This window comes from Pseudomonas sp. (assembly GCF_050739775.1).
Lineage (GTDB): Bacteria > Pseudomonadota > Gammaproteobacteria > Pseudomonadales > Pseudomonadaceae > Aquipseudomonas.
In genome coordinates, this window is the sequence record NZ_JBOICA010000052.1 from 19,713 (window position 1) to 34,426 (window position 14,714).

General features: G+C 59.9%; 10 protein-coding genes. 7 read left to right on the top strand and 3 right to left on the bottom strand.

The features are described 5' to 3' along the window. Window positions 1-4,081 (top strand): immunoglobulin-like domain-containing protein (locus tag ACRESH_RS21595; RefSeq protein ID WP_431743882.1); only part of this gene is annotated, 4,081 nt, incomplete at its 5' end. A 158-nt stretch (window positions 4,082-4,239) separates the two neighbouring features. Next, entirely contained in the window at window positions 4,240-4,581 is a 342-nt protein-coding gene (locus ACRESH_RS21600) for a tryptophan synthase subunit beta (RefSeq protein ID WP_431743883.1), read from the top strand. A 36-nt stretch (window positions 4,582-4,617) separates the two neighbouring features. Here the strand turns inward: ACRESH_RS21600 and lapD are convergent, their stop codons facing one another. Together lapD and lapG are read right to left on the bottom strand one after the other, a co-directional pair. Next, a complete protein-coding gene (gene lapD / locus ACRESH_RS21605) occupies window positions 4,618-6,564 on the bottom strand; it encodes a cyclic di-GMP receptor LapD (RefSeq protein ID WP_431743884.1) in 1,947 nt (648 codons plus the stop codon). A 10-nt stretch (window positions 6,565-6,574) separates the two neighbouring features. After that, a complete protein-coding gene (gene lapG, locus ACRESH_RS21610) occupies window positions 6,575-7,237 on the bottom strand; it encodes a cysteine protease LapG (protein ID WP_431743891.1) in 663 nt (220 codons plus the stop codon). 334 nt (window positions 7,238-7,571) lie between these two features. Between lapG and ACRESH_RS21615 the strand changes: the two genes are divergently transcribed. From ACRESH_RS21615 to ACRESH_RS21635, 5 genes are all read left to right on the top strand, one after another. Then, window positions 7,572-8,264, top strand: a complete 693-nt coding sequence (locus ACRESH_RS21615; RefSeq protein WP_431743885.1) for a GntR family transcriptional regulator — start codon at window positions 7,572-7,574, stop codon at window positions 8,262-8,264. A gap of 645 nt (window positions 8,265-8,909) precedes the next feature. Further along, on the top strand, window positions 8,910-9,686 hold the full coding sequence (locus ACRESH_RS21620) for a DUF3050 domain-containing protein (protein ID WP_431743886.1): 777 nt from the start codon (window positions 8,910-8,912) through the stop codon (window positions 9,684-9,686). Then, window positions 9,683-10,630, top strand: a complete 948-nt coding sequence (locus ACRESH_RS21625; RefSeq protein ID WP_431743887.1) for a diiron oxygenase — start codon at window positions 9,683-9,685, stop codon at window positions 10,628-10,630. Before ACRESH_RS21620 ends, ACRESH_RS21625 begins: the two co-directional genes overlap by 4 nt. Next, window positions 10,627-14,085, top strand: a complete 3,459-nt coding sequence (locus ACRESH_RS21630; protein ID WP_431743888.1) for an amino acid adenylation domain-containing protein — start codon at window positions 10,627-10,629, stop codon at window positions 14,083-14,085. The genes ACRESH_RS21625 and ACRESH_RS21630 overlap by 4 nt, the downstream gene beginning before the upstream one ends. Window positions 14,086-14,115: 30 nt before the next feature. Continuing rightward, window positions 14,116-14,631 (top strand): SRPBCC family protein, encoded by a 516-nt coding sequence (locus ACRESH_RS21635; RefSeq protein ID WP_431743889.1) that lies wholly within the window; start codon window positions 14,116-14,118, stop codon window positions 14,629-14,631. Here ACRESH_RS21635 and ACRESH_RS21640 read toward each other — a convergent pair. Beyond that, window positions 14,613-14,714: transposase domain-containing protein (locus ACRESH_RS21640; protein ID WP_431743892.1), on the bottom strand; the 102-nt coding region annotated here is incomplete at its 5' end. The genes ACRESH_RS21635 and ACRESH_RS21640 overlap by 19 nt on opposite strands.

Below are 14,714 nucleotides of genomic sequence, written 5' to 3' on the forward strand. Positions count from 1 at the left end.
CACAACCATCACCGCCAAGGACGATGTGTTCACCGGTGGCCAGGCACCGATCGTCAACAAGCTTACAAGCGTCGAGGGTGCGGACAACTTCGAGAAGCTGACGCTCAGTGATACCACCCTGACCACCGAAGTCACCGACAGCATCGATACCGTCATCGTCACCATCGAAGGCAACGGCCCGGTCTTCGAGAACCAGAAGCCGGCCTTCACCATCAAGGTCAACCAGAAGCTTGCGCACGACCTCACCGTCACCTTGAGCAACGGCCAGCAGGTGGTGATCAAGGCCAACACCACCGAAGTCGGCTACACCCTCGATGCCCAGGGCGATGACGTCTACAAGGACGGCAAGCCGGTATCGTTGGGCGTCACCGACGCGACCGTCGACGGCAAGACCTTCGAAAACCTGCAGCTCGGCGGCAATGCCAGCGTGCAGGTCAACGACACCCTCAGCGAAGTCGTCGCCACCCTGACCGCGGACAAGACCACTGTTGCCGAAGGCGGCCAGATCACTTACACCGTGACCCTGACCAATGCCCAAGGCATGCCGATCAACAACCACGGCCCGCTGACCTTCAAGCTCAGCGATGGCACCACCGTCACCGTGCCGGCCAACAGCACCAGCGGCAGCACAACCATCACCGCCAAGGACGATGTGTTCACCGGTGGCCAGGCACCGATCGTCAACAAGCTTACAAGCGTCGAGGGTGCGGACAACTTCGAGAAGCTGACGCTCAGTGATACCACCCTGACCACCACTGTGACCGATGAGCCAATCGGCCAGGGCGACCTGGTCACCGTGGGCATCAGTGGCGATACGTCGGTAATCGAAGGCAATACCGCGCACTACACCCTGACCTTGAGCAATACCTCCAAGGCGGAAGTCACCGTAACCCTGCGCTATAGCGGTACGGCCGCCAACGGTGTGGACTTCAATGGCGTGACCACCGTGAAGATCCCGGCCAACAGCAACGGCGTGGCGTTCGACATCAGGACCATCGACGACCGCCTGGTCGAAGGCGCAGAGAACTTCGTCGTCAAGATCGATAGCGCCAGCGGCGGCAACTTCGAGAACATCGGGGTCAATCCAAGCAAGTCCAGCGTCACCACTACGATCATCGACAACGATCACACCCCTGTTTCCGCAGGCGGTGCGGTGACCGGTACGGAAGACACCGGGCTGGTCCTGAGCTGGGATAACTTCAAGGTAACCGATGCCGATGGCAATAGCGGCCTCGGGGTGACCATCACCAAACTGCCGGACCTGGGCACCCTGCAGTTCAACAACGGCTCGGGTTGGGTCAATGTTGCCCTGAACCAGACCATCAGCCAGGCAGATATCATGGCCGGCAAGCTGAAGTTCGTACCGCTGGCCAACCAGTCGGGCATCGATGCCAACGGCGGCTCGAATGTCGGCAACCAGCAGGCCGACTACGCGCAAATAAAGTTCAAGCCAACTGACGGTACTAACCAAGGCTCAGAAGCCACCTTGAAGGTCGACATCACACCTGTGGCCGACAAGCCGGACCTGAACATCGGCAGCAACAACGTGAACTCGATCGGCTTGGTCAAGGAAACCTGGAACAGCCTGAAAGGCTTGGGTAGCAACGGTGATGGAATCACCGGTGACGCATTGAAGACCGTCTTCGACAACTCCGGTAATCCCAATAGCAGCTCAGTGGTAACCAACGCCCAGTCCAACGGCAGTGTGACGGGCGGCTCGGGTTCGAAGACTTCCGGCCTGATCTACCTGGAAGCCGGCAAGACCTACAGCTTCAGTGGTGTGGGTGACGATAGCCTGCTGATCACCATCGGCGGCAACAACGTGGCTTTGGCCACCTGGGGCGCCGGTGGTGGTATCAGCGGCTCATTTAAGCCGACTACCAGTGGTTACTACACCCTGGACATCTATCACGCCAATCAGAGCGGTCCTGGCCGTTATGACGTCAATCTGTCGGTCAATGGCAGCACACCGGTCGACCTGAGCAACACCAACATCCCGATGTACCCGAGCGTCAACGACCTGACCAACGCAGGCGTTACCGTCGGCGACCTGCACGGCAGCAACGGCGAAGGCTACTACCAGGGCTACAAGCTCAATGAAGGCGCGGAAAACGGCACCGTCAAGCTGGTGGACATCGCCACCAACCTGACCGACACCGATGGTTCGGAGAGGCTCAGCGTCAAGCTGGGTGGCATTCCGGAAGGCTCGATCCTCAGCGATGGAACCGGTCGCACCATTACTGTCGGCAAAGGCGAGATCGATGTCACCGGCTGGAACCTGAACGGCCTGAGCATCAAGCCGCCGGCCTACTACCACGGCCAGTTCGACATCACCGTCACCTCGACCGCGACGGAAAAAGCCAACGGTGTCAGCGACTCCAGCCAAGGTACGATCAAGGTCACCGTCTACCCGGATAGCTACAGCTCCAGCAACCTGACGGCCGAAAACGATGCCAACACCCTGGGCAGCGGAAACGACATCGTCGTTGCCGACGTCAACGGCCTGCATGTGACACCTGGGAAGGACTACAACCTGGCGTTCATCGTCGATACATCGGGCAGTATGGGCAACTCGGGCGTCAATGCTGCGAGACAATCCCTGGAGTCGGTGTTCAAGACCCTGGCCAATAGCGTCAATGGCACACAGTCCGGTACGGTGAACATCCTGCTGGTGGACTTCTCCGAAAAAGTAAACACCACCGTCTCGATCAATCTTGCCGACAAGAATGCAATGGCAACGTTGCAAGCGGCACTGGACAAGCTCAAAGCCGGTGGCAGTACCAACTACGAGGATGCATTCAAAACCACAGCCAACTGGTTCCAGAACCTCAAGGCAGCAGGCAGTACCGCTAGCAACCAGACGTTCTTCATCACCGATGGCGAGCCTAACGTCTATCAGAGGAGCGAGAGAACCAACCCGACGTTCAGCGGCTCCAGTTACACCATGGATGGCGAACTGGGTCGTCTGAAATACAAACTGGGTGACGTTATCTCTAATGAGAAGGTGGGGAGCGACAACCGGATCAGCATCAGCAAATCTGGTTACCTCACGGCCGAATATCGCGACGGCAACGGCTGGAGCATCGACTACAACGCCTCTGGCAAGCTGAATGCACAAGGCGACGGTACCTATGAGTTGTCGGTTGTGGACTCGGGCTCCTATTGGGCTGAGGTTAACGCCAAAGAGGCTTTCCTGCTGCTGGCCAAACACTCGAGCGTTGAAGCGATCGGTCTTAATGGCGGAGTCAACGCCAACAGCCTGAAGCCATACGACACCGATGACAAACCGCAGAGCAATATCGACCCAAGCAAGCTGGCCGAAGCCATTCTCGGTCATACCGAAGCCACCAAACCGGGCAACGATAATGTCAGTGGCGGCGACGGCAACGATATCCTGTTCGGTGACCTGGTCAGCTTCGACGGGATCGCTGGCAACGGCGTTGAAGCCATCCAGGCCTATGTGGCCGGCAAGCTGGGTGTGAATCTGGGCGATGTCGATGGCCGCGTGCTGCATCAGTACATCAATGAACACGTCAGCGAGTTCGATGTTTCGCGCGCCAATGATGGGGCCGATACCCTGCTGGGCGGCGACGGCAATGACATTATCTTCGGCCAGGGTGGCGATGACCGCCTCGATGGCGGCAAGGGTAATGACATTCTGCTCGGCGGTAGCGGCAAGGACACCCTGCTCGGCGGCGAAGGCAATGACATCCTCTTCGGCGGCAAAGGCGACGACATCCTTACCGGTGGCAGCGGCGCCGACACCTTCGTGTGGAAAGCCGGCGACACTGGCAAGGATGTGATCAAGGACTTCAAGCCTGGCGAAGGTGACCGTCTGGACCTGAGCGACCTGCTCCAGGGCGAGAAGGCCAGCACCATCGACAACTTCCTGAAGATCACCACGGTCAATGGCGAGTCGACCCTGCAGGTCAGTTCCGAAGGCAAGCTCAACACCACCGGTGGCCTGGCCAATGCCGATGTGACGATCAAGCTGGAAGGCGTCAACTGGGCCAACACCACGATCAACTCGCTGGTGACCGGTGCTGACCCGACCATCAAGATCGATCACTCCAACAGCTGATCCATAGCCTGCGCCAGCCGATGTCCGGCTGGCGCAACGCTTCGGACTTTCCCTGTATCGTGTCACAGCGCATACTCGCTGGCCGGGACTACACGCCCGGCCAGCGTGGCCTATGCTGCTGACAGCGGATACGGACTGACACTTCAGAGGGATACCCCATGTTCTACGTGCAACGCAATGCACAGGGCCAACTGGTCCGGGTAGAGGCCGCACCCTACGCCGAATATACGGAGATGCTCCCGGCCGACCATGCCGAGGTCCAGGAATGGTTTGCCGGCGACGTTGTCGAGAACAGCCTCAAGCAGCTCAAGCAAAGCGACCTGGACATGATCCGGGTGCTCGAAGACTTGATCGAAGTACTGACCAGCAAAGGGGTGATCAGCATCACCGACCTGCCGGCCGGCGCCCAGGCCAAGCTGCTCAACCGCTCCAGCGCTCGTGAAGCCCTGGGTGGTTTGAACAACTTGATCGACGACAGTGAGGACAGCGGTCTTATCTGACCGCAGCGGGCCGTTCTCTAGCCCACTCAGCTTGCCTCAGCGCCAGGGTGCGGGCTCGCCAACCAGTCTGCCCTGCACACCCTGAATCCCCATCTCGCGCAGCACCTTGAGCTCGCCTTCGGTTTCGACGCGTTCGGCAATCAGTGGCAGGTCGATGCTGTGCGCTGCGCGCTGGATCGCTTCGATGAACAAGCGCTTGTGTCGCTCCTGGTCAATAGCGCGAATGTAGCTGCCGTCGATCTTCAGGTACGCCAACCCCAGGTGCGCCAGGTTGCCGATCATGCTGAAGCGCCCGCCAAAGCGCTGCAGGCTCAGGCTGAAACCGAGCGCATGCAAACGCCGGGTCAATTGTTCGAGTACGGCCTGGTCGGGCAGCTGTTCTTCGCCAATCTCCAGGGTCAGGCGCGGTCCCAGCGCCGGATTCTGACCGAGCAGCTCATAAACCCGTTGTAGCGCACCGGGGTCGGCCAGGGTGGCTGCCGACAGGTTCAGGGCCAAGGATTCGGTGTGGTTCTGCAGGTGCTTCAGCACCTGCTCAAGCATCAGTACATCGAGCCGCGCCGACCAGCCAAAGCGCTCCAGCCAGGGCAGGAAACGTCCGGCAGCAATCGCCTGGCCTTGGGTATCCAGCACCCGCGAGATCACCTTGTAGTGCAATACCTGCTCCGGCGCATCGCTGGCCACCACCGGCTGGAAAAACAGCTGGAAGCGCCCTTGCTGCAGTGCCTCATCGAGCAGTTGGTGCCAGGCATGGTGAGTATCGCCAGCCTGGGGCGCGGTACCTTGCTCAAGGCAAACCCAGCCCGGCTCCACCTGGCTCTCGGCCCGGGCCAAGGCTTCGTCCGCCAGCTTCAGTAGGGCCTGGGGTGCATCGCCCGGGCTGTAGGGCGCCATGCCGATGCAGGCCACCGGCGTGACGTCGCTGGCTCCGGTGTCGGCCAGGCTCTGCAGGGTCACTTCCAGGGCCTGGGCCAGCTGTACCGCCTCTTCATGCACCAGGCCTGGCGCCAGCACGGCGAACTCACCACCACGGCTGCGGGTGATCAGGTTGTTGGTTTCCGGATAATTGGCGCAGGTGCGCTGCAATTGCTGGCCTATTGCCTGGAGCAATTGATCGGTGCGTTGACCGCCAAGGCGCTGGTTGAGCCCGGCCAGGTCCTTGACCCGCAGCAGCAGCAGGTAGCCAGGCCGGGCCTCTTCAATATTACTGACCTGGGCGTTGAGCTGCATTTCGAAGTAGCGGCGGTTGGCCAGGCCCGTCAAGCTGTCCTGATAGGACTCGACCCGCAGTTTTTCACTGCGCTCGGCCTGCTCCTTGAACAGCGCCTTGAGCTTCTCGACCATTTGATTCATGGCCTGGACCACCCGGCGCAGCTCAGGTGTGCGCGGAAGGTCGGGCAGGCTAAGGAACTCGCGGCGGGCAATGGCGTGGGACTGCGCCACCATGTAGTCCAGCGGCTTGAGCTGCCGGCGCAGCAACAGGGCGCCGAGCACTGCGCTCAAGGCACCGCACAATAGCAGCCAGCCCAGGCTGCCCAAGGCGCTCTGCCAGAGCTTGGCCAGGGCGAACATCGGATGGCTGACCACTTCGACCCGCGCCGCTTGCTGCCACCCGCGGCTGACGATGGCATCACCACCGGCGGCTTCAAGGCCGATCAGGCGAATGAACCAGGCCGGTACACCATTGGCGTCGGCCTCGGCGTGACGCTCCACCAGCACGGCGCGGGAGCTCAGATCGATGACCTTGATACTCGAGTAATAACCGCTGTCGAAAATCGAACTGACCATCAGCTCGACCATCGCCGGGTCGTCGATGTTCGGTGTCAACGACAGTGCCAATGCCGTGGCTGCATCCTGGGCGTGCGAGCGCAACTGGTTTACATACTGGCTACGCGAGCTCTCCAGGCTGACCATGAAGCTGCCGCTGAACGCGACTACCAGGAACAGGCAGATGGCGAGCAGCAATTGTTTGAACAGTGACATCTGTGCTCCTTTAGTAAACCGGTTCGGCCGGGAAACCTTCGGCCTGCATCTTTTTCAGTAGGTCCTGCCAACGCGACAAGCGCTTGGTGTCGCCGACTTTCTTGTTGCCCGTAGCGCCAGTCAGCCACAGGCCTTCACCGTTGAACGAATAGACCGGCAGCAGGTCGGTACGCTCACTGGCGGGCTTGATCGCGCCCATCAGGCTATCGAGCACCAGCGGCATGGCGTTGGGGCTCGAATAGTAGGTCAAGACCATGTGCGCGCGGTTCTGGCGCAGCGCCTTAACGTAGGTGATGCGCAGTTTTTCCGCCGCAACCCCCATGCGTCGCAGGCTGAAGTACTTGGCGATAGCATAGTCCTCGCAATCGCCCTGTCCCTTGATCAATGCCTGTATAGGCGTTGCCCAGTAATCGACCTCGCGCCACAGGTCGATGTCCTCGACGTAGCGCAACTGCTGATTGAAGAACTGGTTGACCCGTTTGAGCTGCTCGGCTTCGTTGCCCTGTTTCTGTGTCGACAGCAGGTTCTGCCAGGCATCGATACGGCCTTGCCCCGCCCCCAGCGGCCCGTAAAGGGTCTGGGAGCGTCGGCTGATCTGGGAGAAATCCCAATCGGCGTGCAGGCTGCCCAACAGCAGGCAGCCGAACACGACGGCAAGACCCAGCCGGCGCATGGTCAAGTGAACAGCCCAACGTATCGCCAATGCGAAAACCTGCGCAGACCTATGGAAAAGCACCGATGGTGCGGCCTTGTCCATCAAAAAACAATGGCACCTTACAATCACGATGACATCAGCCTGCCCGCCTTCTGGGAAGCCCCCGCAACCAGTACGTCGGGTCGGCTTCCCTTGGAGAAAAACTTCATTCACGATAGCAACTACCGCCGTGCCCGCTGCCAGCCGACAGGGTCAGGACGGCGACCCACGCGGTTTGACAAGCCCCCCATCGCTAACTAGGGTGATTGGATCCAATCATCAAAACATTCCGACATTAAGGACAGAGTAAAGCGTGACCGAGAAATCCAGATCCTTGAGCGAAATACTGGGCGGCGAGCAAGTGCCGCCGCACCTGGCTCGTAGTGTGATTGAAGAGCGGTTGCGCAGCGCTATCCTCGATGGCCGCCTGGCACCTGGCCGGGCCCTGCGCCAGCAGGAGCTGGCGACGCTGTTCGGGGTCAGCCGCATGCCGGTGCGTGAAGCGCTGCGCCAGCTTGAGGCGCAATCGTTGCTGCAGGTGGTGGCGCACAAGGGCGCCGTGGTGGCCCCCCTGATTGGCGAAGATGCCGTGGACACCTATGCGCTGCGGGTGATTCTGGAATCCGAAGCACTGCGCCAGTCGATTCCTCTGCTTGATGCTGATGACATTGCCCTGGCCCGCAGTTACATCAGTCAACTGGAAAACGAAACCCGGCATGCCGAGATCGGTCGGCTGAACCGGCTGTTTCACATGAGTCTGTACAGCAAGGCCGCTAACAAGAAGCTGTTGCACCTGATTGAAGTCGAGCTCAACGAAGAAGAACGTTTCCTGCGCTTTCACCTGTCCTCGATGGGCCTGGGCAAACTGACTCAGGATGACCACAACGGCCTGGTCGATGCAGCCAACGACAAATCGGTCGATGATGCCATCAGGGTGCTTGAACGCCACCTGAACACAGCGGCGAAAACCATAAAGGCCTACCTGAACAGTCGACCGGCTGAGTGAACCCGAGCCCCTGAGCTACCGATGTGCGGCCATCATCCAGGTGTGATGGCTGCTCAGCCCTTCTTTCTTTCCCCCCTTCTCCTTCAGCCAGACATGGCAGCGCCAGCATTTTCGGCACACTCTTGTTCGCGCAGCGACCGCTGATCGCCCTCCAGGCGGACCAGGTCGGCTGCTCGTCCAGAACATGCAGAAGGAGCCTGTCGCCGGGCAAGGACCGATATCGATCAGCTGCCCACCGAACCAAGACCCCAATAATCCCGCCCCCTGTGGTGCTCCGAGCGAGGCATTCGCTCATGTAATTTTAATTCTGACCATTCTTTGTCGGAAGGAGCACTTACACATCAATAAAACCTTGGCAAAGAGTTTTATACAGCAAACTTATACTTGAAAATAACAAACATAAAATATAGTTACGAAACTTATTGCAGCACCCCCGGAAGTTGTTCTAACTTTTTAATCGCCAGCCACAAGCGAGCCGCAATTCACTTGCACAGCCCAGGCAGCGCCTGCCGCCAAGGGCTCTGGCAAAATACCCGAAGCATTTTTATCGACTTTTCAATCGAGGCACTTGCTCGCCGCAAATTAGATAAAGCGATTTAACAGACATCCAGTCAAGCAACCATTAAGTGCTGATGAGGGAACATTATGACCACGCTTAAATCGACATTGGCGCACTACAAAGAGCAACTTTCCAGCCACCCAATTTTTGCCGAAATCAATTCACTGCCGGTACTTCAACGGTTCATGGAAACCCATGTGTTTGCCGTTTGGGACTTCATGTCACTGACCAAGCGCCTCCAACAGGAGTTGACCTGCGTTCATCTACCCTGGCTGCCTCCGCAAGACCCGCAAGCCGCACGCCTGATCAATGAGATCGTGCTGGGCGAGGAGTCTGATAATCGTCTCGATCATGGCCACTACAGCCACTTTGAACTTTATCTGGACGCCATGCGTGAAGTGGGCGCCAGCACCCAGGCCATCGAACGCTTCGTCAGCCTGCAACGCGAAGGCATCGGTTATGCCAGCGCGTTGCACCAGGCCGAGGCCAGCGATGCCGCCAGGCAGTTTGTCTGCCACACCCTGGATGTCGCCCTCAATGCCCAGGCGCACAGCGTTGCGGCGGCGTTCCTGCACGGACGTGAAAGTGTTATCCCGACCATGTTCCAACGCATCCTTGATGACTGGGGCATTACCGGCGAGCAGGCACCAACCTTTCGCTACTACCTGCGCCGGCATATCGAAGTGGACTCCGAAGACCACGGCCCGGCAGCCGAAGAACTGCTCGCCCGCCTGGTCAAGCACGACCCACAGCGTGAGCAGCAAGTCTACGAGGCCGCCATTGCCGCGGTGCAAAGCCGTATCGCCCTGTGGGATCGCCTGCGCCTATCGATGCGTACCTCCCAAGTCGAGGTCAGCGTATGAACGCCATCGACTATCAATCCTTTGCCGAAGCCTGGGAGAGCCGGGCGACCATTCGCACCCGACCCAGACGCCGGGTCGAAGATGATCAGCGGCTGATCTACCCGCTCAGCCGCCAACCCTTGGTGCTCACCGCAAGCTTTATGCGTGAATGCCCGCAGTTGCGCGACCTTGCCTTGGTGCAGAGCCTCTACAAGTTCATCAACGATGTGGTGATTTTCGAGACCGAGATCGTTGATCGCACCGCACGCAGGATCGCCAAGGACCGCTTCGCCATCCGCTTTCCGTTCGCCTGCCGATATGACGCGATGACCGTGGTGGTCGACGAGGACTACCACGCCTTGGTAGCGATGGATTTCATGCAGCAGACCATCGCCCTGACCGGTATCGAACCGATCAGCCTGCCCGCGGAAATCGAGCTCAGCCGCGCCATCCCGGCGGCACTGGCTCTGGCGCCAGCACACTTGCGCGATGCCCTGGAACTGATCTGTGTCGGCATTGCCGAGAACACCCTGACTGACGACGTTGCTGCCTTCGCCCGCGACGACACGGTCAAGCCGTCGGTCAAGGGGCTGATGGCCGATCACCTACTCGACGAAGGGCGCCATTCAACCTTCTGGGCCCGGTTGACGCGCATCTACTGGCAAAGCGCCACAGAGGCGGATCGCCAGTGCATCGCCGAAATCCTACCGGTGTTTCTTGAGCAGTACCTGACCAACGAGATCCAGAAAGCCTTCGACTTCGCGCTTATCGATCACCTGACAGTAATGCCTCAGGTACGCCAGGCGCTGCGTGAGGAAGTCCTCGCGATGGCCTACCCGATCAATCACCAACATCCGTTGCTGGGCAACATCCTGCGCTTTTTGCGCAGCAGCTCGATGCTCGACTCACCCTGCGTGCAGCGTGCACTGACGCACTACCTACCCGAGCCAAGGAGAGTGTCATGAGACGCCTAGAAATACTCTTGATCGGCACCAGCCCGGCGCTGGCCAATGTCTATCAAGCGCTTGAGCAGCAGGGCCACGGCGTTTTCCTGGTCTGCGATGCCCAGGCGTTGGAACAACACGCCGGGCAGCCAGTGCAACTGGTCATCGAGGATGGCAGCCTGGCGCTTGGCTCAGCCGACTGGCGCGACCTGCAACCCTGCGCACTACTGAGTCTGCGTCTGGGTGTCACCCAGTTGCCTGGTCATGACCTGCCGGCGCTCGAACTATTGTGCTGGACTGGCAGCGCCACCACCCAGCGCCTGATCCAACGCCAGCCACTGACCGCTGATCTGTCGGGCAACGGCCAGCAGTTACGCTTGCAAACAATGGACGCGCTACTGGAGTTGGTCGCTCTGCAGGTCAGCCGATTCTCCCGCGACCCTGACCATCTGCTCGAAGCCATGACCATCAGCGCGGGGCCGCACGACTGCGAACAAAGCCTGGACTGGCTGGAGCAGCTGGCGTTGTTCCACCGTTTCAACCAGACCACGGCGCCTGAGCTCCTGTGTCAGGCCGAAGTCCCGCTGATCGAGCAACTCGATCAGAGCCTGCGCAACTATGGGCGCAATCCTGCGCTTAACCTGAACGGCCTGCGCATCGACTATCGCCACCTGCACGCCCAGGCCGTGGCCATCCAGCAGCAATTGCAGCCCCTGTTGCCCGAAGCTGCGGACCCGCACCGCAGCACCGTGATTGGTGTCTGCCTGGGCAAGTCGCTAGCGCTCTATGCCAGCCTGCTCGCCGTACTTGGCTGCGACGCGGTGTATCTACCGTTGGACCCGAGCCAACCGGTACAACGGCTACGCCAAATCCTGCGTAACGCCGAAGCTTGCGTTCTGCTGCATGACGGTCAGTTCGAGCATGACGACCCAAGCGTCCCGACGCTGGACCTGCGCCAGTTGCCGTCCCTCTCGCAAAACCCGCTGCCAGCGCTGATGCTCAAGCGTCCGTCAATGGATACTCCCAGCGTGGTCATCTACACATCGGGCACCACCGGCCAGCCCAAAGGCGTTCTGCTCAGCCAGCGTAACCTCAGCCACTTCCAGGCCTGGTATGCCGCCCATGTGCAGCTCAACCAGCACAGTCGGGTGCTGCAATTTTCGACCATCGGTTTCGATGCCTCGCTGCTGGATATTCTGCCCACGTTGATTTGCGGCGCCGAGCTGGTGGTGCCCAGTGAAGACCAGCGTCGCGACCCGCAACAACTGCTCACACTGATACGCCAACAGCAAGTCAGCCATGCCTTCCTGCCGCCCGCACTCTTGAGCATCCTGCCACTCGATCAAGGCCTGGGCCTGAGTCACTTGATCACCGGTGGCGACGTCTGCGAGCCGGCGGTGATCGCTCAATTGGCCGGGCAATGCCGACTGCACAACATCTACGGGCCAACCGAAACAACCGTGCTGGCTACCACGCGGGTACTCCAGGCCAGCGATACCCCCCGCAACCTGGGCCGCCCCATCGCCAATACCCGAGTGCTGATCCTTGACCGGGACTTGCAACCGGTCAGCGAGCAACAACCCGGCGAGCTGTACATCGACGGGCCTGGCGTCGGCTTGGGCTATCTGAACAACCCCGCCTTGAGCGACGAAAGCTTCGTCCAGCTAACATTGGCAGACGGCACCAACCGGCGTCTGTACCGAACCGGTGACATCTGCAAATGGACCCCTGATGGCATCGAGCTGTGTGGCCGGCGTGACAACCAGGTGAAGATCCGCGGCTTTCGTGTCGAGCCCGAAGAGATCGAGCATTGTTTGCGTGCCAGCGGACTGTTCCGCCAACTGGCAGTGGTCATCGATGAGCAGCGCCGGATCCTGGTCTTCGCCGCCCAGCCCCTGCGCGAGGAAGATGAAGTCGCCCTGCGCAAGTATGCCGATCGACACCTGCCCGACTACATGCGTCCGACTTTCTACCAGTTGCTGGCGCAGATGCCCTACACCGCAAACGGCAAGGTGGATCGTCAGTCCCTGCTGAAGCTGCCGCGGCAGCTGCCACAGGCCGATCAGCGCCGCATCCCGAGCAACGCCACCGAAGCCTATCTGCTGACCTTGTGGAGCGAGCTGCTGGATCTATCCGAAGAGGAAATCTCCACCGACGACAGCTTTTTCAACCTGGGCGGTCATTCCATCCTGTTGTCTCGCCTGCTGCTGGGGGTGCACGAACAGTTCAGCCGCAGCATCCCGATCAACCGCTTTATCGAGATGCCGACCTTGCAACGACTCGCGCTGCTGGTTGACGGAGAAGCGTCGATCAACAGCGACCTCGACCCTCAAGCCGAATGCGACGCTCGTCGTGAGCTGCAACTGGCCATCCGGCCATTGGCGCAACTGGGCGATGTGCACAAGGTCATCGTCACCGGTGCCAACAGTTTTCTCGGTGTCCACCTGGTCGAAGCGTTGCTGGAATGGGGCGCCAGCGAAGTGGCCTGCCTGGTACGACGCAATGAACAGCAATCGGCCCGCGAGCGCTTTCTTCAGGCCCTGGGGGAAAACCAGTTAGGCGCCTTGGACCTGAGCCGGGTGAAGGTGTTCGACGCTGATCTGCGTTTGCCGCAACTGGGTCTGAGCGATAGCGATTACTGTTACCTCGACAGCCAGTACGGCGCACTGCTGCACAATGCGGCGCAGGTCAACCATGTGCTCGACTACCAAACCCTGGCCGCCGACAACATCGAACCGCTCTTCGAATGCCTGCGTCTGTGCGAAGGCCGGCGCAAGAAGATCTTCAACTTCATCTCGACCCTGTCGGCCTGCAGCGCCATCGACAGCACCGGCCAGGTGCTTGAGCAGGAGCCGGCACAGACGCCCCCGATCTATCTGCGCAACGGCTACAACCTGAGCAAATGGGTCGGCGAACGCATTCTCCAACGCGCTCGCGCCGAGGGGGTGTGGGTCAACCTGTATCGCCCAGGGAACATCAGCTTCAACAGTCGCACAGGCGTCTGCCAACCCCAGCGTAATCGCCTGCTGCTGATGCTCAAGGGCTCATTGCAGCTGGGCCAGGTGCCAGCCCTGGAGCTGAACTTCGACCTTATGCCCGTGGACTTCCTGGCCCGTTTCATCGCCTTCCATAGCAGCCGCTACCAGGCCGACCATGCAGTGTTCAACCTGCACAACCCCGAGCCCCTGAGCTGGTGCGACTATGTCTGGGCATTTCGCGACAACAACCGCCCCTTCGAGCTGGTCAGCATCGCGCAATGGCAACGCCAGCTACAGCATGTGGACCGGGACAATGCGCTGTTCGACGTGCTCGGTTTCTACCTGGACGGCTTCGAAGAAGACATCGGCGACATCTCCCAGATCCAGCACGGCAATGCCCGCGCCGGCGTCGAGCGCATGGGTGCTCGCTACCCGGCGAAGACGCCAGAACTGCTGCAGCGCGGCCGCCAATACCTGCACGACATCCAGTTCATCTGATCCCTTCAACCCACGCAGGAGATCCACACCATGCAAGTACTTCAACCCGATACCTTGATCCACAACCCAGACGGCTGCCAAGTGGTTGCCAGCGTCGAAATTGCCGCGGACGCTGCGAGCGTCTGGAACATCGTCGGCAACTTTGCCGGCTTTGCGCTGTTCATCCCGGCGCTTGCACACATCGACATGACCGGCAGCGGTGTACGCTCGGTGCGCAAAAAACTGTTCAAGGACGGCAATGTGGTCATCGAACAGCTCAATGCCCGCGATGAAAAGGCTATGTTCATGACCTGGAACCTGATCTACACCAGCCTGAACATCGGCAACCTGTGGGCGGCCATGCAGGTCGAGGCACTGAATGAGCATCACGCCCGCGCCACCTGGACCATCCAGGCCGAACCTTACACAGGTGGTAGTGATGCCCTACCGGCGTTTCAGGCGTTCCTCCAGGGCTTTGCCGATGACGCGATGAACAACGTGCGTAATCTGCTGAGCTGTAAGTGGTTGGGGAACACACCTTGCTCAGGTCAGCCCGACATCCATTGATGCGGTAGCAGTTGGTCGATCTCACTGGCCTTCTGCGTCGGCAACCGCGTCAGCACGTCCTTGAGATAGGCATACGGATCATG

Bases quoted from the DNA above. Each gene is read 5' to 3' on its own strand.
- lapG (WP_431743891.1), bottom strand. From the start codon at position 7,237: ATGCGCCGGCTGGGTCTTGCCGTCGTGTTCGGCTGCCTGCTGTTGGGC.
- ACRESH_RS21625 (WP_431743887.1), top strand. From the start codon at position 9,683: ATGAACGCCATCGACTATCAATCCTTTGCCGAAGCCTGGGAGAGCCGG.
- ACRESH_RS21630 (WP_431743888.1), top strand. From the start codon at position 10,627: ATGAGACGCCTAGAAATACTCTTGATCGGCACCAGCCCGGCGCTGGCC.
- ACRESH_RS21635 (WP_431743889.1), top strand. From the start codon at position 14,116: ATGCAAGTACTTCAACCCGATACCTTGATCCACAACCCAGACGGCTGC.
- ACRESH_RS21600 (WP_431743883.1), top strand. From the start codon at position 4,240: ATGTTCTACGTGCAACGCAATGCACAGGGCCAACTGGTCCGGGTAGAG.
- ACRESH_RS21620 (WP_431743886.1), top strand. From the start codon at position 8,910: ATGACCACGCTTAAATCGACATTGGCGCACTACAAAGAGCAACTTTCC.
- lapD (WP_431743884.1), bottom strand. From the start codon at position 6,564: ATGTCACTGTTCAAACAATTGCTGCTCGCCATCTGCCTGTTCCTGGTA.